The 19,058-nt window shown below is 43.5% G+C and carries 11 protein-coding genes and 2 pseudogenes; 6 read left to right on the top strand and 7 right to left on the bottom strand.

Annotated features, from left to right (window positions below; all coding sequences use genetic code 11):
* Positions 1–129: 129 nt before the first annotated feature.
* From AB4585_RS16375 to AB4585_RS16365, 3 genes are all read right to left on the bottom strand, one after another.
* Positions 130–855 (bottom strand): GntR family transcriptional regulator, encoded by a 726-nt coding sequence (locus AB4585_RS16375; RefSeq protein WP_102321452.1) that lies wholly within the window; start codon positions 853–855, stop codon positions 130–132.
* Positions 856–1,038: 183 nt separating this feature from the next.
* On the bottom strand, positions 1,039–2,664 hold the full coding sequence (locus AB4585_RS16370) for a PTS fructose transporter subunit IIC (protein ID WP_198594332.1): 1,626 nt from the start codon (positions 2,662–2,664) through the stop codon (positions 1,039–1,041).
* Positions 2,665–2,903: 239 nt separating this feature from the next.
* Entirely contained in the window at positions 2,904–3,644 is a 741-nt protein-coding gene (locus tag AB4585_RS16365) for a GntR family transcriptional regulator (RefSeq protein WP_241910602.1), read from the bottom strand.
* A 253-nt stretch (positions 3,645–3,897) separates the two neighbouring features.
* Here AB4585_RS16365 and AB4585_RS16360 point away from each other — a divergent pair.
* From AB4585_RS16360 to manA, 4 genes and pseudogenes are all read left to right on the top strand, one after another.
* Positions 3,898–4,395, top strand: a pseudogene (locus AB4585_RS16360) (fructose PTS transporter subunit IIA); the annotation flags it as partial.
* 118 nt (positions 4,396–4,513) lie between these two features.
* Positions 4,514–7,153, top strand: a complete 2,640-nt coding sequence (mngB, locus tag AB4585_RS16355; RefSeq protein WP_372170272.1) for a mannosylglycerate hydrolase — start codon at positions 4,514–4,516, stop codon at positions 7,151–7,153.
* Between the two features lie 63 nt (positions 7,154–7,216).
* The gene (locus AB4585_RS16350) at positions 7,217–8,365 is read left to right on the top strand and encodes a glycerate kinase (protein WP_372121910.1); all 1,149 of its coding nucleotides are present in this window, start codon (positions 7,217–7,219) and stop codon (positions 8,363–8,365) included.
* 1 nt (position 8,366) lies between these two features.
* Positions 8,367–9,557, top strand: coding sequence for a mannose-6-phosphate isomerase, class I (manA, locus tag AB4585_RS16345; protein ID WP_102321457.1), 1,191 nt, complete (start codon positions 8,367–8,369; stop codon positions 9,555–9,557).
* Between the two features lie 646 nt (positions 9,558–10,203).
* Here the strand turns inward: manA and AB4585_RS16340 are convergent.
* Positions 10,204–11,046 (bottom strand): hypothetical protein, encoded by an 843-nt coding sequence (locus AB4585_RS16340; RefSeq protein WP_017062424.1) that lies wholly within the window; start codon positions 11,044–11,046, stop codon positions 10,204–10,206.
* A 291-nt stretch (positions 11,047–11,337) separates the two neighbouring features.
* Here AB4585_RS16340 and AB4585_RS16335 point away from each other — a divergent pair, with 291 nt between their 5' ends.
* Both AB4585_RS16335 and AB4585_RS16330 read left to right on the top strand, forming a co-directional pair.
* On the top strand, positions 11,338–12,891 hold the full coding sequence (locus AB4585_RS16335) for an amidohydrolase family protein (protein ID WP_017062426.1): 1,554 nt from the start codon (positions 11,338–11,340) through the stop codon (positions 12,889–12,891).
* Between the two features lie 337 nt (positions 12,892–13,228).
* Positions 13,229–14,392, top strand: a complete 1,164-nt coding sequence (locus tag AB4585_RS16330) for a dipeptidase (protein WP_017062427.1) — start codon at positions 13,229–13,231, stop codon at positions 14,390–14,392.
* Between the two features lie 261 nt (positions 14,393–14,653).
* On the opposite strand, the pseudogene AB4585_RS16325 reads toward AB4585_RS16330, so the two are convergent.
* The 3 genes and pseudogenes from AB4585_RS16325 to AB4585_RS16315 all read right to left on the bottom strand — a co-directional run.
* Positions 14,654–14,923, bottom strand: a pseudogene (locus tag AB4585_RS16325) (carboxypeptidase M32); the annotation flags it as partial.
* 1,198 nt (positions 14,924–16,121) lie between these two features.
* Positions 16,122–17,033: a LysR family transcriptional regulator gene (locus AB4585_RS16320; protein ID WP_017069525.1), complete on the bottom strand. Its 912-nt coding sequence runs from the start codon at positions 17,031–17,033 to the stop codon at positions 16,122–16,124.
* A gap of 330 nt (positions 17,034–17,363) precedes the next feature.
* Positions 17,364–18,836 carry a carboxypeptidase M32 gene (locus tag AB4585_RS16315; RefSeq protein WP_017066275.1) on the bottom strand — a complete coding sequence of 491 codons (1,473 nt, stop codon included), beginning with the start codon at positions 18,834–18,836 and terminating at the stop codon, positions 17,364–17,366.
* Positions 18,837–19,058 lie beyond the last annotated feature (222 nt).

Raw genomic sequence — 19,058 nt, 5'->3', positions numbered from 1 at the left:
GGAGTGGATTCCATACATCACGTTAGTGTTTTTACTCATAGCTATCTTGTTAAAGAAAGTTTGTCCTATAAATAGTAACCTGAATAGTCGATTCGAACATTCTACAAGTTTACTCAAAACGTCCACAGGTTAACGGGGAGATTTCCGTCTTTTTGCGACTAGAGTGAACTTATAGTCACTGGATTTAAAGTAGTTGCGACTATATTCGAATACAGTGTCATCGTGTAGGTAGCTGCGAGTGCGCTTCTCAATGATCGGGTCGGCAGGACTGATGCCTAGCAACTCAGCAACATCGTTAGCCGGGAGGATGGGCACGATTTCCTGCTCACTTCTATCTATCACCAGTTTTTTCTGCTTCTCGATATAATCGTATTTCGAGCCTTGCATCACTTGATAGGTTAGATCCGGGAACATGTCGACTGGCATCCATGTCTCTTCAACGGTGATTGGGTTGTCATCGACAAAACGAACGCGTTTTACGTAAAAAATTCGAGCGCCTTCGTTGATGTCTAAGTGCTCTGCTAGTGTTAACGAGGCAGATTGAATTTCAAAGGCAATTACATCGCTATGAGTTATCCCACCTAAATGAGCCCATTTTTCCGCAAAGCTACTTTGTTGGTAGATATCGTAGTTAACCTTATTCTCTTTAACGTAGGTGCCACTACCCTGAATGCTCTCTAGCTCTTCATTTTCGATCAGAAGTTTAAGCGCCTGACGAACGGTTACTCGGCTGGCAGAAAACTCTTCGCACAGTTGAGCTTCTGTTGGCAGCGCCTCACCTACCTTGTAAATCTTACTGCTGATTTTTTCTCGAATGGCGTCAGCTATTTTGCGATACAGGGGCAGTCTTGCCATGTAAACCTCGAAAACAATACAAAAGAGATAGGTGACAACGACTTGTGATCACCTCTAGAGGCTTAATGATACGAATTAAAGCACTGAATACAAGAAATGGTTGTTGAGTGAGTGAGCTGATAATACAAAAAAACTCCAAGCGGGGGAGGCTTGGAGTTTTGGAGCATACTAAGTGAGGGTGAGTTAAGCTTTCGTTTCAGCTAACTTCTTTTCTTTTTGGTTTCCTATTACTTTTAATCCGATGGTTAGTGCCATTGACACTGCAATACCGATGACGAAGTAAGTCAGCCAAGCAACAGGGTTACCGATGACAGGTAGCATGAACACTGCGCCGCCAGCTACGGTACCAATAGTAATCTTAGAAGAAAGAATTAATGCAGCCGCTACACCACCACCAATCATATGAGCAGGGATGATACGCATTGGATCTTTTACAGCGTAAGGGATAGCACCTTCAGTGATACCACAGAAACCTAAGATAGCGGTTGAAGGGCCTGCCAAGCGATCTTCTTCATCGAAGAAACGTTTGAATACGACAGACATAATGCCTAATGACATACCAGGGATACATTTCGCAGCAGTAAAGGCAGCGTAAAAGATTGATGCATCACCAGCGAAGTCACCACTTGTACCAACACCGATACAGAATAGGTAAGCCGCTTTGTTTACCGGGCCGCCCATATCGAAACAAGCCATAGCACCGAGGATGAAACCAAGAATCAGTAGGTTGTTTGTGCCCATTGAGGTTAGCCAGTCAACCAAACCACTGTTAAGCATCGCGAAGAACTTACCAGGGCCCGCATACATAAAGATTAGTGTTGCGATACCCGCTAGTAGAGGTGTGATGATAATCATCTTCACTGACTCTAGTACTTTCGGTACTTTGATCTGGCGGACAAGCATAACAAATAACGCTGCTGCTGCACCGGCTACTAAGCCACCTAGGAAGCCGCCGGTCATGATAGAGATCTTACCGAATCCACCACCAACAGCGACGAAACCACCGACGAAACCAGGAGCTAGACCAGGTTTACCGACCATACCGTAAGCTGTAAATGCTGCAAGCACACAGATTAACAGTGGGTTAAATGCTTTTAACGTGCCGTAGTATAGGAAATGAATAATGCCTTGAAACGAAGACTCAAACTGCGCTTTGGCTTCTGGCTGTGCAATAGCTGCATAAACTTCTTTCTTAATTGCACCGATTTCACTGTTTGCTAACCCTTCAGCGGCGTTAATTATGCCAAGGTCTGCGTATGTTTTGCCCGTGTATTCAACCAGTATCGCTTCATCATAAAGGTGGGTGTAATCGTAGCCGAAGAATAGATTTAGAAGACCTACACAAAGACCACCGATTATAACAAGAGGAATGATGTGAGATACGCCTGAAAGAGCGCCCTTGTACCAAAGTTTCAAGAAACTAACGATCATATTGTCGTTGCTCTCTTCCTTCTCGGCAAACTTGTTGGTCGTCGTGGCTGCTTTCGCATTTGAGCCACCCGCTTTGACCTTCTCTTCGAGTGCATCAAGCATTTCATCAGCGGCTTTGATACCATCTTTAACCTTACCTTGCACAGACGTTAGCCCCTCGAAGCGCTCAGCTTCAATTACGCCTACGTCAACAGCGTAGATAATGCCATCGGCCTGCGCGATATCTTGTGCGGTTAGTTTTCCATCTAGTCCATTCGCACCTTGCTTCTCGACCTTTATTTCCCAACCGCGCGCGGCTGCTTTCTTTTCTAAATTTTTAGCCGCCATGTAGGTGTGCGCTACACCGGCTGTACATGCTGTAATCGCTAAGATTTTCATCTGATGTTCCTTTGCGTCGTCTCTCGTCATTTGAGCGACAAATAGGTCACTCAATGATTATATCCTTACTTAATTTGTTTTAATCATCTGTGATGATTCTCACAAGTTGTATTATTTGTATTTAATTTGTTTTTATTGTTCTAAGTGTAAAAGTAATACAAAAAATGCACTATGACTATATACCATTGAAATATAATACTAAATAGCTACGAGGCGACATTAAGTAATAAAACCCTTATTTAAATAGAATAGCTTGTATTCGCCCTTTGGCGCTTAGAGGTGAGGGTAAATTTATAGTTGTTGGTCGTGAAATAGTTTCGGCTATATTCGAAGATGGTGTCATTTTCTAGGTATCCGCGAGTACGCTTTTCTATAACAGGTTCTGTAGGATTGACTCCAAGCAATGTCGCCACGTCACTTGGTGGAAGGACAGGCATGATTTCTTGCTCACTTCTATCTATCACCATCTTCTTTTGCTTTTCGATGTAGTCATATTTCGACCCTTGCATCACTTGGTAACTGAGGTCTGGGAACATAGTCGTTGGCATCCAAGTCTCTTCAACCGTAATGGCGGTCTCGTCCAGGAAACGTACTCTCTTGATGTAGAAAATGCGCTCGCCTTCATTGATATCCAAGTGTTCGGCCAGCGTTAATGAGGCGGCTTGTACCTCGAAAGATAAGACGTCGCTGTGTGTTACTCCCTGCAAATGAGCCCATTTCTCAGCAAAGCTGCTCTGTTGGTAGATGTTGTAGTTTATTTTGCTCTCTTTTACATAGGTACCACTACCTTGAATACTTTCTAGCTCTTGTTGTTCGATTAGAAGTTTAAGCGCTTGGCGTATAGTTACGCGGCTGACAGAGAACTCTTCACGGAGTTGTGCTTCTGTCGGTAGTGCTTCACCAACCTTGTAAATACCGGTGCTAATCTTATCTCTAATGGCATCAGCGATTTGTCGGTACATGGGTAATCTTGTCGTCATATCCTAGCTAACCTCTTGCGTATTAACCTGTAGAACCACTCTAACAGGTCTTAGTGTGTGACCTTTGACTTGAATAATACGAATTCCACCCAGTTAAATAATGATAAAGAATACAAATATGGGCCCTTAACTCCAATTTAATACATATCGTGATATTTGTGAGATCTGCATCACGGCTTATTTGTATTTGATTGGTATTATTGTTGTCACATAAACAGATAACCCAAAAGAACGTGAACACGGGGCTAAAACTATGAACCTTACAACGCTTACCAACTCATCACTGATTAATCTACAAACGACGTTCGAAAGTCGTGACGCTGCAATTGAAGCACTCGCTGAACAACTCGACCAACAAGGCAAACTGCACGACAAAGAAGAGTATTTAAAAGCTGTGTTTGCCCGTGAAGAGCATGGTGCAACGGCGCTAGGCGAAGGCCTTGCTGTTCCACATGGCAAAACCGACGCAGTGAAAGAAGCAGCATTTGCAGTCGCAACCCTAAAACAAGATTTGAAATGGCAGGGCATTGATGAAGAAGAGGATGTAAATCTGATCTTTCTAATTGCTATTCCTAATGCTGAAGCGGGCTCTACACACATGCAACTGCTGACCGAGCTGACAAGTACTTTGATTGATGATGAAGTTCGTGAAGCGGTACTTAGCGCGACAACTGTAGAACAAATTTTTGCACTTCTTAGCGATGAGGAAGAACAAATTGAACAGGCAGCCGAAGAATCTGCACCAGTAGTTGAAGAGAAGAAAGGGTTGTTTGGTTCTATTGCTTCAAAGTTATTTGGATAACTCAGCGTTTACTCAAAAGCCATTACTCATTTAAGTCGCACAGCACAGTCTTTACAGGTACAAAACAATGATTAAATCACGCGTTCATATTACCCCACACATGCACTGGGATCGCGAATGGTACTTCACCACTGAAGAGTCTCGTATTCTTCTGGTGAACAACATGGAAGAGATCATGCAACGTCTGGAGAGCGATCCAGAATACAAATACTATGTACTTGATGGTCAGACCGCTGTCCTTGAAGACTACTTTGCCATCAAGCCAGAAAATAAAGAGCGTGTACGTGACCTAGTTCAGGCGGGCAAACTTATTGTTGGCCCTTGGTACTCTCAAACTGACACTATGCAGGTTGGTGGTGAGTCAATCGTTCGTAACATGTTGTACGGCCTACGCGATTGTCTAGAGTTAGGTGAGCCAATGAAAATTGGTTACTTGCCAGACTCGTTCTCAATGAGCTCACAGTTGCCGATGATCTATAACGGATTTGATATCGATACAGCGATGTTCTGGCGTGGTTGCTCTGAGCGTCACGGTACCAACAAAACTGAGTTCTTATGGCAATCTAATGATGGTTCAGAAGTAGCTGCACAAGTACTGCCTCTTGGATATGCGATTGGTAAGTACCTACCTCAAGATGAAGAAGGGCTGCGTGCTCGCCTAGACAAATACTTCCCGGTGTTAGAAAAACCGTCAGTGACCAAAGATATCCTGCTGCCGAATGGTCACGATCAGATGCCAATCCAAAAAGACATCTTTGAGGTGATGGACAAGCTACGTGAGGTTTACCCAGAACGTGAGTTTGTGATGAGCCGCTTTGAAGAGGTGTTCGACCGCATCAAGCAAGAACGCGATCAATTAGACACAGTAAAAGGCGAGTTTAACGACGGCAAATACATGCGTGTGCACCGTACAATTTCGTCAACTCGTATGGATATCAAGCTGATCCACGCTCAGGTAGAGAATAAGATCGTCAACATCCTAGAACCTCTTGCTTCTATCGCTTGGTCACTAGGTTTTGAATATCACCATGGCTTGATTGAGAAAATGTGGAAAGAGAGCATGAAGAACCATGCCCATGACTCTATTGGCTGCTGCTGTTCAGACAAGGTGCATGCGGAGATCCTTAACCGTTACATCCTAGCCGACGATATGGCGAGCAATCTGATCACCTTTTACAAGCGTAAAATTGTTGACCACATGCCAGCGCGTGAAGGCTGCGACAAGCTAGCTTTCTTTAACCTATCGCCATACGAACGTGAAGAGGTGATCAACACCACCATCACTATTCGTGCAGAGCAGTTCAACATCTTCGATGATAACGGCAACTCAGTTGAGTACTTCATCCAAGATCAGCGAGTGATCGACCCAGGCAAGATTGACCGCCAGATTGTCCACTACGGTAACTATGACCCGTTTATTGAGTACGATATTCAGATTAAACAATCTGTACCTGCGATGGGCTTTGCTACCTTGCATATTCAAGGCAATGAACAAGGTGCTCAGAAGATTGCCGAGCAGAAAGATTACCTGCTAGAGAATGAGTTCTACACCATCAAAGTGAACGACAATGGCACCCTAACCATCTTGGACAAAGAAACCGAGATGACATACGACCAAGTGCTAAAAATTGAAGATGGTTCAGACGATGGCGATGAGTACGACTATTCGCCATCTCGCAAAGAGTGGCTGCTTTACTCAGATGAGTTTAAAGTCGAAACCGATATTAAACATGAAGGATTCCAATCGGTTGCTAGCATCAAACTGCGAATGGATGTACCAGCTAATCTGCAAGAGCGTGAAGAGCGCACAGGACAAAACGGCTATGTAGATGTCGATTGTCAAGTGGTACTTAAAGCCGGTTCACGCCGCATTGAAGTCCGTATGGAGCTAGATAATCAAGCAGACGATCATCGAGTACGTGTGCTTATCCCAACGCCATTTGTCTCTGAAAATGTGGTGGCAGATAACCAGTTTGGCCTTATCACTCGACCAACTAACGACCCTGCAATGGAAGTATGGGAGCAAGAAAGCTGGAAAGAAGCGCCAGTGCCTGTGTACCAGCTGATGAACTTTGCTGCGGTTGAAAACCAGACAGGTGGACTGGCATTGATGACCAATGGTCTGCGTGAGTTTGAAGTCGTATCAAGCCAAGGCAATGAAGAACGCGATACCTTTGCTCTAACTCTACTGCGTGGGGTAGGAGTTCTAGGTAAAGAAGAGTTGTTGCTGCGTCCAGGACGTCCTTCAGGTATCAAGATCCCGACCCCAGACTCGCAAACTCGCGGCAAGTTGGTGTGTGAATTCAGCTTACTTGGTTTTGCTGGCAACCATATCGCGGCCAACGTTATGGCTAAAGCACGAGACTATGTAACGCCAATCGAGTGTTACAACAAGATCCCGTACAACGCAATGAAGCTAAACGTCGGTGAGCAAGACAAGCCGTTAACCTACTCGCTTCTTGCCAAAGAGCAGAAAGGAGCTGTTCTTAGTGTACTGAAGAAAGCGGAAGATGAAGATGCCTTAATTCTACGTGTCTACAACCCGGCTGAATCTGGACAGATTGAAGATGGTGTTACCTTCACTCAACCAGTGACTTCATGGCAAGAGACCAGCTTGGATGAGCGAGTACGTGATACCGAAGTCGCTAGCCAGAGCTTTGGTGCACTTAATGCGTGTCAGGCTAAATCATTCCAAGTGAAGTTTTAATCCTAGTTTTTAACCGTAGAAACCTCCGCTCTGATTCCAACTGGGCGGAGTTGGTGAACCGAGATGAAGATTGTAATTGCCCCCGATTCATTTAAAGAGTCTCTTAGTGCCAAGCAGGTATGCCAAAGCGTTGAAGCCGGTTTTGCACAAGTATTCCCAGAAGCGGAGTATGTGCATCTACCGCTGGCCGACGGCGGTGAGGGAACGGTCGATGTATTGATGCAAGGGTTAGATGGCATTGTGCAAACTACCCAAGTGATGAACCCACAAGGTGAGACCGTCGATGCACATTGGGCACTGCTTGATGACGGTAATACGGCATTGATAGAGATAGCTTCAGCATCGGGATTAGACCTAGTTTCGCCACAAGATCGCGATCCTGCCCTTGCAACTACCTATGGTACTGGTGAGTTGATCAAAGAGGCACTTGAGAAAGGTGTAAATAAAGTCCTGCTTGGTCTTGGAGGCAGCGCCACCAATGATGGTGGGGCTGGTATCGTCCAAGCATTGGGTGGCAAGTTGTTGGACGAGCAAGGCAATGAGATTGCCTTGGGTGGTACTGCTCTTTCTAACCTTTCTCGTATCGACTTAAGCAATATCCATCCTCGATGCCAACAGGTCGAGTTTGTGATCGCTTGTGATGTCAACAATCCATTAGTTGGTGAAAACGGCGCTAGCTATATCTTTGGTGCTCAAAAAGGGGCTTCCTCGGAACTGATTGATCAGCTTGATGACGCGTTGAATCATTTTGGAGAGGTCAGCAGCAATCTCACTGGAACAGATAACCGAACTACACTTGGCTTTGGCGCTGCTGGTGGCGCATCTCTTGGTTTATCACTGCTATTTGATATCCAAATCAAGCAAGGTATTGAGATGGTTTTAGACACCTTAAACGCAGACCAAGTGCTGCAGGGCACGGATCTGGTTATTACTGGCGAAGGCCAGATGGATAACCAAACCCTGCAAGGCAAGACCCCGTTTGGTATTGCTAAACGAGCCACGCTACAAGGTATTCCCGTGATTGGAATTGCAGGCTCATTGGGTAAAGAGATTGATGAACTCTACAACGTTGTCGATAGCACCTTTGGCACGGTTCGTTCACCACAACCACTAGAACAAGTTCTGACAGAGGCGGGCGATAATCTGACTCGCACTGCACGCAATATTGCCGCTACTTTGAAAGTCGGCGCACAGATTTTTGGAGAGAAGTAGTATGTCTCTATTTAAGCTTGATAACGTCATCCAAAACTATGCATGGGGTAGTAAAGACTCCATTCACAACCTATTTGGTATCAATAATCCAGAGCACAAGCCACAGGCAGAGATCTGGATGGGTGCTCACCCAAATGGCTGCTCTAGGCTCGATGGTACCGGAGAGCCTCTTGCTGAGGTAATTGAGCACAACAAGCAAGATATTCTTGGTGGCTACACCGCTGCACGTTTTGGGGAGTTGCCTTTCTTATTCAAAGTGCTTGCCGCAGAGATGCCACTCTCTATTCAGGTACACCCTAGTAAACATAAAGCGCAGCAAGGGTTTGAGCGAGAAAACCAACGAGGGATTCCGCTAGATGCCGCGCACAGAAACTATAAAGATTCCAACCATAAGCCTGAATTGGTTTACGCTTTAACCTTTTATAAAGCGATGAATGGATTTCGCCCAATTGCAGACATTATTACTTTGTTTAAAGAGGCCGACATTCCAAGTCTGGCGAAAGAAATTTCCGAGCTAGAAAAGCACGCAGATAGTGCAGCGCTAAAAGAGTTCTTTGCTGCGATTATGTCACTTGAAGGTGAACGTAAAAAGGTGGCACTGGCTGAACTTGGTGAGGCGCACAGACGTCCGGCTAAAACCATGATAGGGCGCGAGGCTCTGCAGTACAGTGCTGAGTTTAAGCGGCATTATCCTGGAGATATCGGCCTATTTTCTCCACTAATGCTTAATACTGTTGAATTAGCACCTGGCGAAGCAATGTTTTTGTACGCCGAAACCCCACATGCATATGTGCAGGGGACTGGTCTGGAGATAATGGCAAGTTCAGACAATGTCTTGCGCGCAGGGCTCACACCAAAACACATTGATGTAACTGAGTTAATAGATAACACCTCATTCGAACCGATTGAACCAGCGGAGATTCGGCTAAAACCAATATATAAAGAGAGTAATAAAGTGAGCTACCCGATCCCAGTTGATGACTTCTGCTTTGAAGTAATGACAGTCGAGATTACCAGCCAAGCACAGTTTGTTCGTAGCGCAGAAATACTGTTTTGTATTGAAGGTGAAGTTGCAATTTCAAGTCAAAATAATCACGTTGTGTTGAGAGCTGGTGAATCAGTATTCGTTAGCAGTAACTCAGTGAAATACGATTATCAAGGGCATGGGAGGATAGCCCGAGCATTCAATTAATTTTCATATGCTTGGAACCTTGATGTGGCCAAAGTAGACACTACTAATTAAACGGCTCCTGCAAACAATACTGAGTAATTGGCTGCCCGACGTGCTTTTTGTCTATTTTAAGACAAATCTCATTTAACTTACTTAAACTAATCCATTGCTCACTAAATTAGCAAATCGCGTAGCACACTTTTGTCCAGAAACTTCTCACGCACCATTTCGTAACTCAGAAATGCCCAGAACCTTCTTAAGGCTCAGAGATTCTGTGCGGAAAGGGATTAAAGTGAGTAACCGTGTATCGGGGGTCTTAGCCTGCATGGCTATTGCAGCACCGTTGGAAATACCTAACTGATGCCGTTGAAGAAGCTATTATACTTATGTTGAAATAGACTGAATTACTAGCTGGCGGTTGTAAGCAGGTTAAGTACGTTAGGATAAAGTATAGTTGCCTTAGCCTAAAAATTTATGCAGTAACTTATGAATTTGACACTTGGTTAAAAGTATTACCATAAGTATTACCGCTCTCTTTGCGAGTTTTTTTATGGATATATATCAGCATCTTAAATAAATAAGTCGGATTCCTCACTCACCGCCAAATTTAAGACCGCAGCAGTTCGCTGCGGTTTTTTTATGTCTAATTTTATCCTGCGACCTGTTATCACCAAGGAAGAGCAACAACAGGTGTGATGACCAGTCGAAGTTGATGCTCTATCCCAAACGCGTCAGGGCTTTCAATGTAGTTCCAGTATTGAAGACCAAACTTGATGGGTTTGCCACCAATGAGAGTCGTCTTAGCGAACCCAATACCAATAGGGAATGACAATTTATTTCCACTGCTCGCTTCGTGATTATAGCTCCAAGTTGGTTGCGCTTGAATTTGCCATCCATCGTCTAGATTCGCGGTATAGAAGTACTGTCCACCAGTAATACTCGCGTCGGCGTCATTGCTTCCGCCAGCGTTCCATTGATGGGTAATTAACGCCCCGATAACCCCCCAGCTTTGTACGTAGGCTAAGGCAAACTCTGGACCGAGTAAGAATTGATCGTTACCCAGTTCATCGCTTGTTGCGGTGGGCAGTGTACCCACTATCCCCCCCACGACAATCATGCCGCTCTCAAAGGTATGACCAACGGCCACATCAAAGCCGATATCACCGAGACCTGCATCTGAATTTTCAAATCTATCGCCCTTGTAATAGGGTTGGTCAAATATTAAAGGTATATTTGGTCTGATAAATAAGTTGGTTCGCTCTGCAATTGGCACAGGGAGAACAGGTTGAAAGCTCAAGCGATACCCGTTCTGACTGTTCGCTGAATTTAAGTCGCCTTGATAGTTCGTCCAATCCAAGTTAAAGGACATCGAGCCAAGCGTTGTGTTTGGGTTGGCTAGCTCTTTAGCTACCTCCTCTACATCTTGCCCCTCGTCGGCTAACACTACGATGGGAAGAGTGACAGCAAAGAAGAATATCGCGCTTAAACTTCGTAATTTAAGGTTTGGCATTTTTTTTCCCTGACGAAAACGTTGGTACATAAACGTTTAGCTATGAAGGATTATTTTGTCAAAGTTGCCTTTATAGAGAAGGGCAGCTCTGGAGCGGCAAAGTCAATAGTTGTGGGTGAGATGAGCGTAAAAGTGATTGTTTTTGAGTCACTTTCTCTTGTCACGTTAGATTTGTCTTATCATTGAGAAGAATGAGCAAAGATGAGGATCAGGTAGATAGCGTGAAATTATTGGTCTAAGATTTTTGACACGTAACACTTATAGTTCATCTCACACACACGGGATAAAATTATGAAACCACTAGAATCATTCATTAAAAAGGCTACGATCGTCGGCTTTGGCCTTATGTCACCACTTGTTATCGCCGCTAATTATGATGTTGTAATTTTGAACGGCAGAGTTATCGACCCTGAAACAAATTTCGATTCTGTTGCTAATGTCGGGATCAAAGATAATAAGATCACAGCAATAACGACCGATAGTATTTCTGGGGATAAAACTATTGACGCTACAGGTAAAGTTGTTGCCCCTGGATTCATCGACGTCCACGCTCATGGTCAAAACATTGGTGACTACAGAATGCAGGCGATGCAAGGCGTTACCACTATGCTGGAACTCGAATCTGGTGTTCTACCTATCAGTGACTGGTATGCAGGACAAGCTGAAAAAGGCTTACCATTAAACTATGGTGCAGCAGCTGGTTGGACTTACGCTCGTATTGCTACATTTAGTGAGACGGAACCCGAAGCGACCGTTGGCTATTTCCAAAAAGCTCAATCACGTAATGATTGGAAGATGGATATAGCAACACCTGAGCAAGAAAGTAAAATCATCAAGCTGATTGAGCAAGGCCTTGATGAAGGTGGCCTAGGTATCGGTATTAACGCTGGCTATGCACCGGGCCATGGTCAAAAAGAATATTATGCATTGGCTGAATTAGCCGCAGAAAGAGACGTAGCAACCTATACTCACGTTCGCTATGCCAGCAATGCCGAGCCACAAAGCTCGTTTGAAGCCGTTAAAGAATTAGTGGGCAATGCCGCTATCACTGGCGCTCATATGCACTTTTGTCATATTAACAGTACTTCATTAAAAGATATCGAAACCATCTTACCTATGGTCAATAAGGCTCAAGAACAAGGAATCAATGTTACTGTGGGCGCTTACCCTTGGGGCGCAGCAAGTACTGTCGTTGGCGCAGCCATGTTTTCTGGTGAAGGCTGGCGGGAACGTATGGGTTCAACCGCTGAAAACTTTCAGCTAGGTAAAGAACGTATGACAGAAGAACAGTTGAAAGACTACCAAGAAAATAAACCTGGTACCTTTATTGTCTGGCACTTCCTAGACGAGCAAAACCCTAAAGATCTTGCTCTATTAGACGCTTCGATTCTAAATCCTAATGTGTTGATTGAATCTGACGAAATGTTCTGGATGCATATGGACGAAGACGGCCACATTGAAAATTATGCAGGTGACGAGTGGCCATTACCAAAAGATCTATTCTCTCATCCTAGATCAAATGGCACCTTTGCTAAAGTACTCAGAGTCTATGTTCGTGAGCGCGGCTTGTTAACGATGACGGAAGCACTACGTAAAATGACACTGATGCCAGCTCAATTAATAGAAGATTTTGTCCCTCAAATGAAAAATAAAGGACGAATCCAAACTAATATGGACGCAGATATCGTGGTATTCGACCCAGAAACTATCGCTGATGTGGGCACCTACCAAGATCCTAACCACCCAGCCGTAGGCGTACATTGGTTATTGGTTAACGGCAAAATCGTTGTCAACAACACACAACTAGATACAGACGTTAAAGCAGGCGAAGCCATTCGACGTTAATTCACCTAATCAATGATAAATCAGACTATAGAAAGCGATACTCAGGTATCGCTTTTTTATCTCACCTCTTCGATAATTTCTTAAAGTGTCACATATAATACTTTTAAATGAATTTTCTAATTGAGGTAACATTTAGATAGATTTGCCAAAAATATTCGACATAAATCACGTTTTTATCATGTCATTGGGCGTAGTTTATTTATAAAAAGGTGCATAAAAAGGTGCGTACAAAGGGCTTAACACTCCGTTTGATATAAATCCGTACCTATCTTTACTTCCAAACTTCCAACATATTTATATTTTATAGAAGCTAACACTGTTAAGGAAAATTTCAAATATGGACAACAAATCTGAAATCGAACCAAGTAATGATAAAGCGACAAAGTCAGGTGCACCAAAATTACCAGAATTTGAAATAAAAGATTATTCAAAAATCCCTCAACGAACACACAAATATCCTGCATCTGAACGTGCAAAAAAAATTGTTCGAGATTCTATGGCTATTGACAGCCTTTTTTCCGGTCTTTGGCCCTCTCAATGGTCTTCACCTGAAGCACCAGAATTCCATGATGAAATGGACAAGTGCAAAGCCGCTGGATTCAAGGTACTAGCAGCATGTCCTTCCGCAGACTCGTTAGATGCCTCGGTTGAAGGCATTATGAAAGGCGCTCAGTTCTACCTAAGCAAAATGAAAGAACGCCCAGACGACTATATGATGATCCGCACTACCAAAGATATTGATGAAGCGGTAAAACAAAACAAATTGGGTATTTACTTCACTCACCAAGGTACTCAAATATTTGGTGGTGATGTTGATCGCGTAGGACTATGGCGTGAGATGGGCTATGGTTACTGTTTATTGGCATATAATCAACGTAATGATGTGGGTGATGGCTGCTTCGAAATTGAGAACCGTGGTCTAACTGAATATGGAAAAAAACTTGTCGACGCTTATAACCGATACGGTATGCCTGTTGATGTAAGCCATACTGGCGAACGAACCTCCTTAGATGCGATTGAACGCAGTAGCCAACCTGTCATTTCTTCGCATTCAGGTGCGAAAGCCATTGCCGATTATCAGAGAAGCCTTTCTGACGTTGTGATTAAAGGTGTTGCGGCAACCGGTGGGGTTTGCTCAATAAATATGGTGGCTGCCTTTATGGATACATCTAACCCAGATATATTGACGACTGAACAATTATTTCGACATATTGATTATATGGTCAACTTAGTCGGTATAGACCACGTTGGCTTCGGTTCAGACTATATCCCGAACATCAATTTTACAGCGTCTATTATTCAAACACCAATGGGGCAGAACGTATTCCCTGATGGTGGCTATAGTGCCGCTGTAGGAGCAAAAGGGTTTCCTACCCCAGCACCATATCAAATTGTTGCAGCTCTAATTGATACCATGCTTGAAAATGGATACTCAGAAGAAGACTGCAGCAAGTTCTTAGGTGGCAACATGTACCGAGTATTTGATCAAGTCTGGGTATAAGAAGTTTATTAAATTTACTCAATAATTAGCACTTCTAACATCTCGTTTAGAAGTGCTTTTTTAATCGCTTCGAATGAGACTGCAGTTTATGACTGCTCCTAACTTGTTATTGTCCAATTTCGTGCTAGTAGGTACCAGAATCTTCCGTGATTGTTAAGTTCGATGAAGGGATAAAACCTTCAAATCAATCTAAGTATGTTTTGAAAATGTGATTAAAAAGGCTGAATCAATAAACTGATCAGCCTCTATCGATTTATTCCATTAAAGGTAACGACTTCTCAAATGATCTTTGAAGTATTGCGCATTCAAGGTTTCACCTGTTGCACCTTTCACCAAATCATCAGTAGTAAGCAGGCTGCCTTTGCTCCAAATGTTCGATTCTAACCAATTGAAGATAGGGGATAGGTCACCGCTTTCAATCACTGAGTTCACATCCACTGTTTTCTTCATTGAAGCCATGAACTGAGCCGCGTACATCGCACCTAATGTGTAAGGTGGGAAGTAACCGAATGCGCCGTCCGTCCAGTGGAGAATGTGACCTGCATTTTAAGGTAGTTGCGGCTGTCCAAATTCTTGCTAACGGGGCGACTTAACTCACAAAGTACGAAAAGTGGGGGCAGAGTACAGTTCTTGACTCAAACGAATTCGCTAGTTTTTGCTCTGTAAATCGCACTGAAAGAGTCACACACATACAAGGTAGTATGAGCATAGCCTTGAACAAGCCCAAAATCCTCGCTGAGAGCGTTTGAGGCGGTCTGAGGGTTGTTTTTGGTAGCTAATTTACCCATTTACCATAATAAGAATGATGAACTCCGACTTTAATTGCATGAAACGAGAGCTATCTATTTAGTTTCACTGCTGCGACAATCTTAATTTCTTACTAAACTGGAATTAGTATTGAACTAATAAAAAAGGAATAGTTATGCGAATTGTTTTTTTGTTTTTGCTCTTTTTTTTTCTTCCCTTTCATTTGGAGGTTTTAAACCAATTCACGATAAAGCCTTAGAAGAAAAAGCACTCGATGCATTAGAAGTTCACTTAGTAGCTGAAGGTTTGATAAGAGATGATGCTGAGCTAGCTCTCGCGTATGAGGAGGGAGGGAAGAGTATTTTTTTCTTTCGAGTAAGAGAGCATGAAGGTGGGGATGAGTTATATAGGGTTTTTTGCTCAAAGGCTAGGTGCCGTTTTAGTTATAACTGACAATTGAAGTTGTAGTGGTCTAATGATCCCTGACAATCACGTAAGCGACTTTTTCTATCCTTTTAATTCATGCTTTGCTTAATTGGCAATCTTGCTAAAACGGAAATGTCCAGAGGCTTCATAAGCCTGAAGCTTTACTCGTGGCGCTTTTCTTGCAAAGTGCCTGCTAGCTCAGAACTGCCCCAAAATCACTTAGATTGAATACTCTACATCGTTTAGGATGCGAACATTTTCCCTACTAAAAGTCATCCATCCTTATGAACTTTAGTTGTGAACAATTGCTATGTATCACATCAACCATTTAGTCACTTTATCTTCACGGGCTGGGGGTAAAATCACAACAAACTGTATGATATCTTTTATATTATTTAAAGGTACAGGGAAAGTGACATGACTGAAGAGATAGTCAGCTTGATACCTCACACTCCTATATAAAGGGTGTAATCCATCAAAACTCGAACTTAAAGTTAACTGAAACGAAAACAAGGCTCTAATTGAACCTTGTTAAAAAATTGGATGAGTCTATGAGTTAACGACGGAGACCGTCTTCAAATCGCTTGCGATAATTGTTTATCACGGTGATTAACGACTTTTTAATATCAACAATTTGTTTGGAATGTGGACACCAAAGCGCGAAGCCAAACTTGAAGCCCTCTAGCATCTCATCGGCTTCAACTGGCTCAATGGCATGATTGGCAAACTCAGTATTAGCGAAGGTTTTAGGCAGTAACGCCCAACCCAACCCCGCTTCGACCATCTTTATCACTAGGGCAAGTTGATCGATTGCTTCATTGTCTGAGCTGTAAATAATCTTCTCTGACATACCTTCTTCAATAAAAGATCGTAAGACAAATTGTTTGCTGTTTTTCAGAGCTACCAAGACTGCACTTTTCTCCAACCTAGATAGATCTCCACCTTTTTGAACAAAAGGGAGAAATTCGAAATGCCCAAGGAAAGTAGCATCAAAGCTATACATCGCCTGACGGTCATGCACATTGACGATACCAAAATGGTATTCGCCACTATCTATGCCTCTTTTGATGTCCTGTTTATTCCTAACAAAAAAGTTCACGCGCATTAGCGGAAAATCGCGAAGAAATTGCTGGCGGATTTCAACCAAAGCGCGATGAGGAATCACACTAGAATAAGCGATGTTGACGCTTTCTAATCCACCATAAGAGAGGCTTAGCGCCAATTTATCGAAAGTACGCGCTTGCTCGATGGTTAATTTAGCATTGTGATAAAGAAGGTGACCATCTTCAGTTGGCTCTACCGAACGCCCCACTCGTTCAAACAAACTGACCGCTAGTTGGTCTTCAAGGTTGGTAATCACCTGCCCTATCGTAGTTCGGTGCTTATTGAGTTTGACCGCGGCTTTGCTAAACGAGAGTTGTTCATAAACGGTCACGAACGCGAGAAGTTGTTCAAAACTAAAATTCATAGGTTTCGCTTCCTTTCTAGAGTGATTTACTTAAAATATGATAACTGATCTGCACCAGTGATACTGGACATTCGACTAAGCGAGTTGCCCTACTTCTGTTAATTCATGACTTACTAAATTAGATAAAACGCAACTCGGAAATGTCCAGAACCTTCACAGATGGCACTTCGTAACTCAGAAGTGCCCCTTTTCTAGTTAGAACCAAAGCTACCCTTCAACCATAATTGTGACTTTTGACTTACAATACTTGTACTATGCTTTTTTCAGCTTGGTTCTACTTACACAGCAAGCTCTGCAAGTAGAAACCTTCAATGTGGTTGGGCGTTTTATCTACAGATAACGACTTCTCAAATGGTCTTTGAAGTATTGCGCATTCAAGGTTTCGCCCGTTGCACCTTTCACCAAGTCATCAGTGGTCAGCAGGCTGCCTTTGCTCCAAATGTTTGATTCTAACCAAGTGAAGATAGGGGATAGGTCACCGCTTTCAATCACAGAGTTTATATCTACCGTTTTCTTCATTGAAGCCATGAACTGCGCCGCGTACATCGCACCTAATGTGTACGATGGGAAGTAACCAAATGCGCCGTCTGTCCAGTGGATGTCTTGCATACAGCCGTTAGTGAAGTTGCCTTGAGTGCTTAAACCAAGGTAAGACTGCATCTTGGTATTCCATAACTCTGGCACGTCAGTGTGTTTGATCTTGCCGTTGATCAAGTCACGCTCAATCTCGTAACGCAGGATAACGTGTGCAGGGTAGGTCAGTTCATCGGCATCAACACGGATGAAGTCTTTCTTCACGCGCGTGTAGATCTTCTGGAAGTTTTCTTTCTCAAATTCTGAGCCTGAGAATTGCTGACCAGCCAAGTTCGCTAAGTGTCCAATGAACGGGTCGCTGCGGCCGACTTGCATCTCGAAGAATAAAGATTGAGATTCATGAATGCCCATAGAACGAGCTTCCCCCGCTGGTTGTCCTGCTAGGTGTTTTGGTAAGCCTTGTTCGTAACGTGCGTGGCCTGTTTCATGCACAATACCCATTAAGCTTTGAACGAATTCCGCTTCGTCATAGCGTGTTGTGATACGCACGTCTGAAGGGACGCCGCCACAGAATGGGTGAACACTTTCATCCAATCGGCCGTGTTCAAAATCGAACTGAAGCAGCTTCATGACTTCTAAACCCAGTGCTTTCTGTTTCTCGGTCGAATAGATACCTGATGGTGCGTTAAATTGCTCGCTCGATTGTTTTTCGATCACTTCATCAATTAAACCTGGAAGCCAAGTTTTAACGTCTGCAAATAGGGTATCAAGTGAAGTAGAGCTGGTGCCCGGTTCATAAATATCCAGCATCGCATCATAAGGCGTTAGATTGGCTGCGTCTGCGCGAATCTGCGCTTCTTCACGAGAAAGCTCAACCACTTCACGCCAGTTCTTTTCGAATCCAACCCAGTCGTTGTTACCGCGTTGGCTACGCCACGCATGTTCACATTTTGAACCCGATAGAGATTTCGCTTCAACCAGTTTTTCTGGAAGTAGGTTTGCTTGTTGCCACTGGCGTTTTATTTCACGAAGTGACGATTGTTGCTCAGTGTTCAGCGCTTCATTTTCAGCGTCTGCAATCCAATCGCCAAGCTGTGGTTGAGTCATTAAGCCGTGAATATGAACAGAAAGCTCGGCCATCGCTTCACTACGAGCTTGGTTACCACCTGCTGGCATCATTGAAGCTTGGTCCCAACCACAAATAGAAGCTAGGTGTTGAAAGCGTGAACATTTTTGAGAGTGTTCGACTAGTTTTTTGAATGCGCTCATTTGACTACTCTTAATTTGGTTTCTTTAAATGATCCTTAGGGCTGCGTCAGCGTTAAGGTTCATCTCGTGTACTTTGATTATGGCTTTGCTTTTTAATGACGCCGACCTTCGCAGTCGAAGATATAGCGAGAAAAGCATGAGGCGGTACGATGCCTTGAATTTACTATTTCTTAACAAATCAAACTGTTCTATTGTGCACAAAATCAGTGAGTTGTATAGCTG

Origin of the sequence: Vibrio sp. 10N.222.49.C9 (assembly GCF_041474985.1) — a bacterium.
Classification (GTDB): domain Bacteria; phylum Pseudomonadota; class Gammaproteobacteria; order Enterobacterales; family Vibrionaceae; genus Vibrio; species Vibrio crassostreae_C.
The sequence above is the reverse complement of the archived record's forward strand: the minus strand, read 5'-3'. Positions and strand labels throughout refer to the sequence as shown.

Coding starts and splice junctions, on each gene's coding strand:
- AB4585_RS16365 (WP_241910602.1), bottom strand. CDS start 3,644: ATGACGACAAGATTACCCATGTACCGACAAATCGCTGATGCCATTAGA.
- AB4585_RS16330 (WP_017062427.1), top strand. CDS start 13,229: ATGGACAACAAATCTGAAATCGAACCAAGTAATGATAAAGCGACAAAG.
- AB4585_RS16315 (WP_017066275.1), bottom strand. CDS start 18,836: ATGAGCGCATTCAAAAAACTAGTCGAACACTCTCAAAAATGTTCACGC.
- AB4585_RS16370 (WP_198594332.1), bottom strand. CDS start 2,664: ATGAAAATCTTAGCGATTACAGCATGTACAGCCGGTGTAGCGCACACC.
- manA (WP_102321457.1), top strand. CDS start 8,367: ATGTCTCTATTTAAGCTTGATAACGTCATCCAAAACTATGCATGGGGT.
- mngB (WP_372170272.1), top strand. CDS start 4,514: ATGATTAAATCACGCGTTCATATTACCCCACACATGCACTGGGATCGC.
- AB4585_RS16320 (WP_017069525.1), bottom strand. CDS start 17,033: ATGAATTTTAGTTTTGAACAACTTCTCGCGTTCGTGACCGTTTATGAA.
- AB4585_RS16350 (WP_372121910.1), top strand. CDS start 7,217: ATGAAGATTGTAATTGCCCCCGATTCATTTAAAGAGTCTCTTAGTGCC.
- AB4585_RS16335 (WP_017062426.1), top strand. CDS start 11,338: ATGAAACCACTAGAATCATTCATTAAAAAGGCTACGATCGTCGGCTTT.
- AB4585_RS16340 (WP_017062424.1), bottom strand. CDS start 11,046: ATGCCAAACCTTAAATTACGAAGTTTAAGCGCGATATTCTTCTTTGCT.
- AB4585_RS16375 (WP_102321452.1), bottom strand. CDS start 855: ATGGCAAGACTGCCCCTGTATCGCAAAATAGCTGACGCCATTCGAGAA.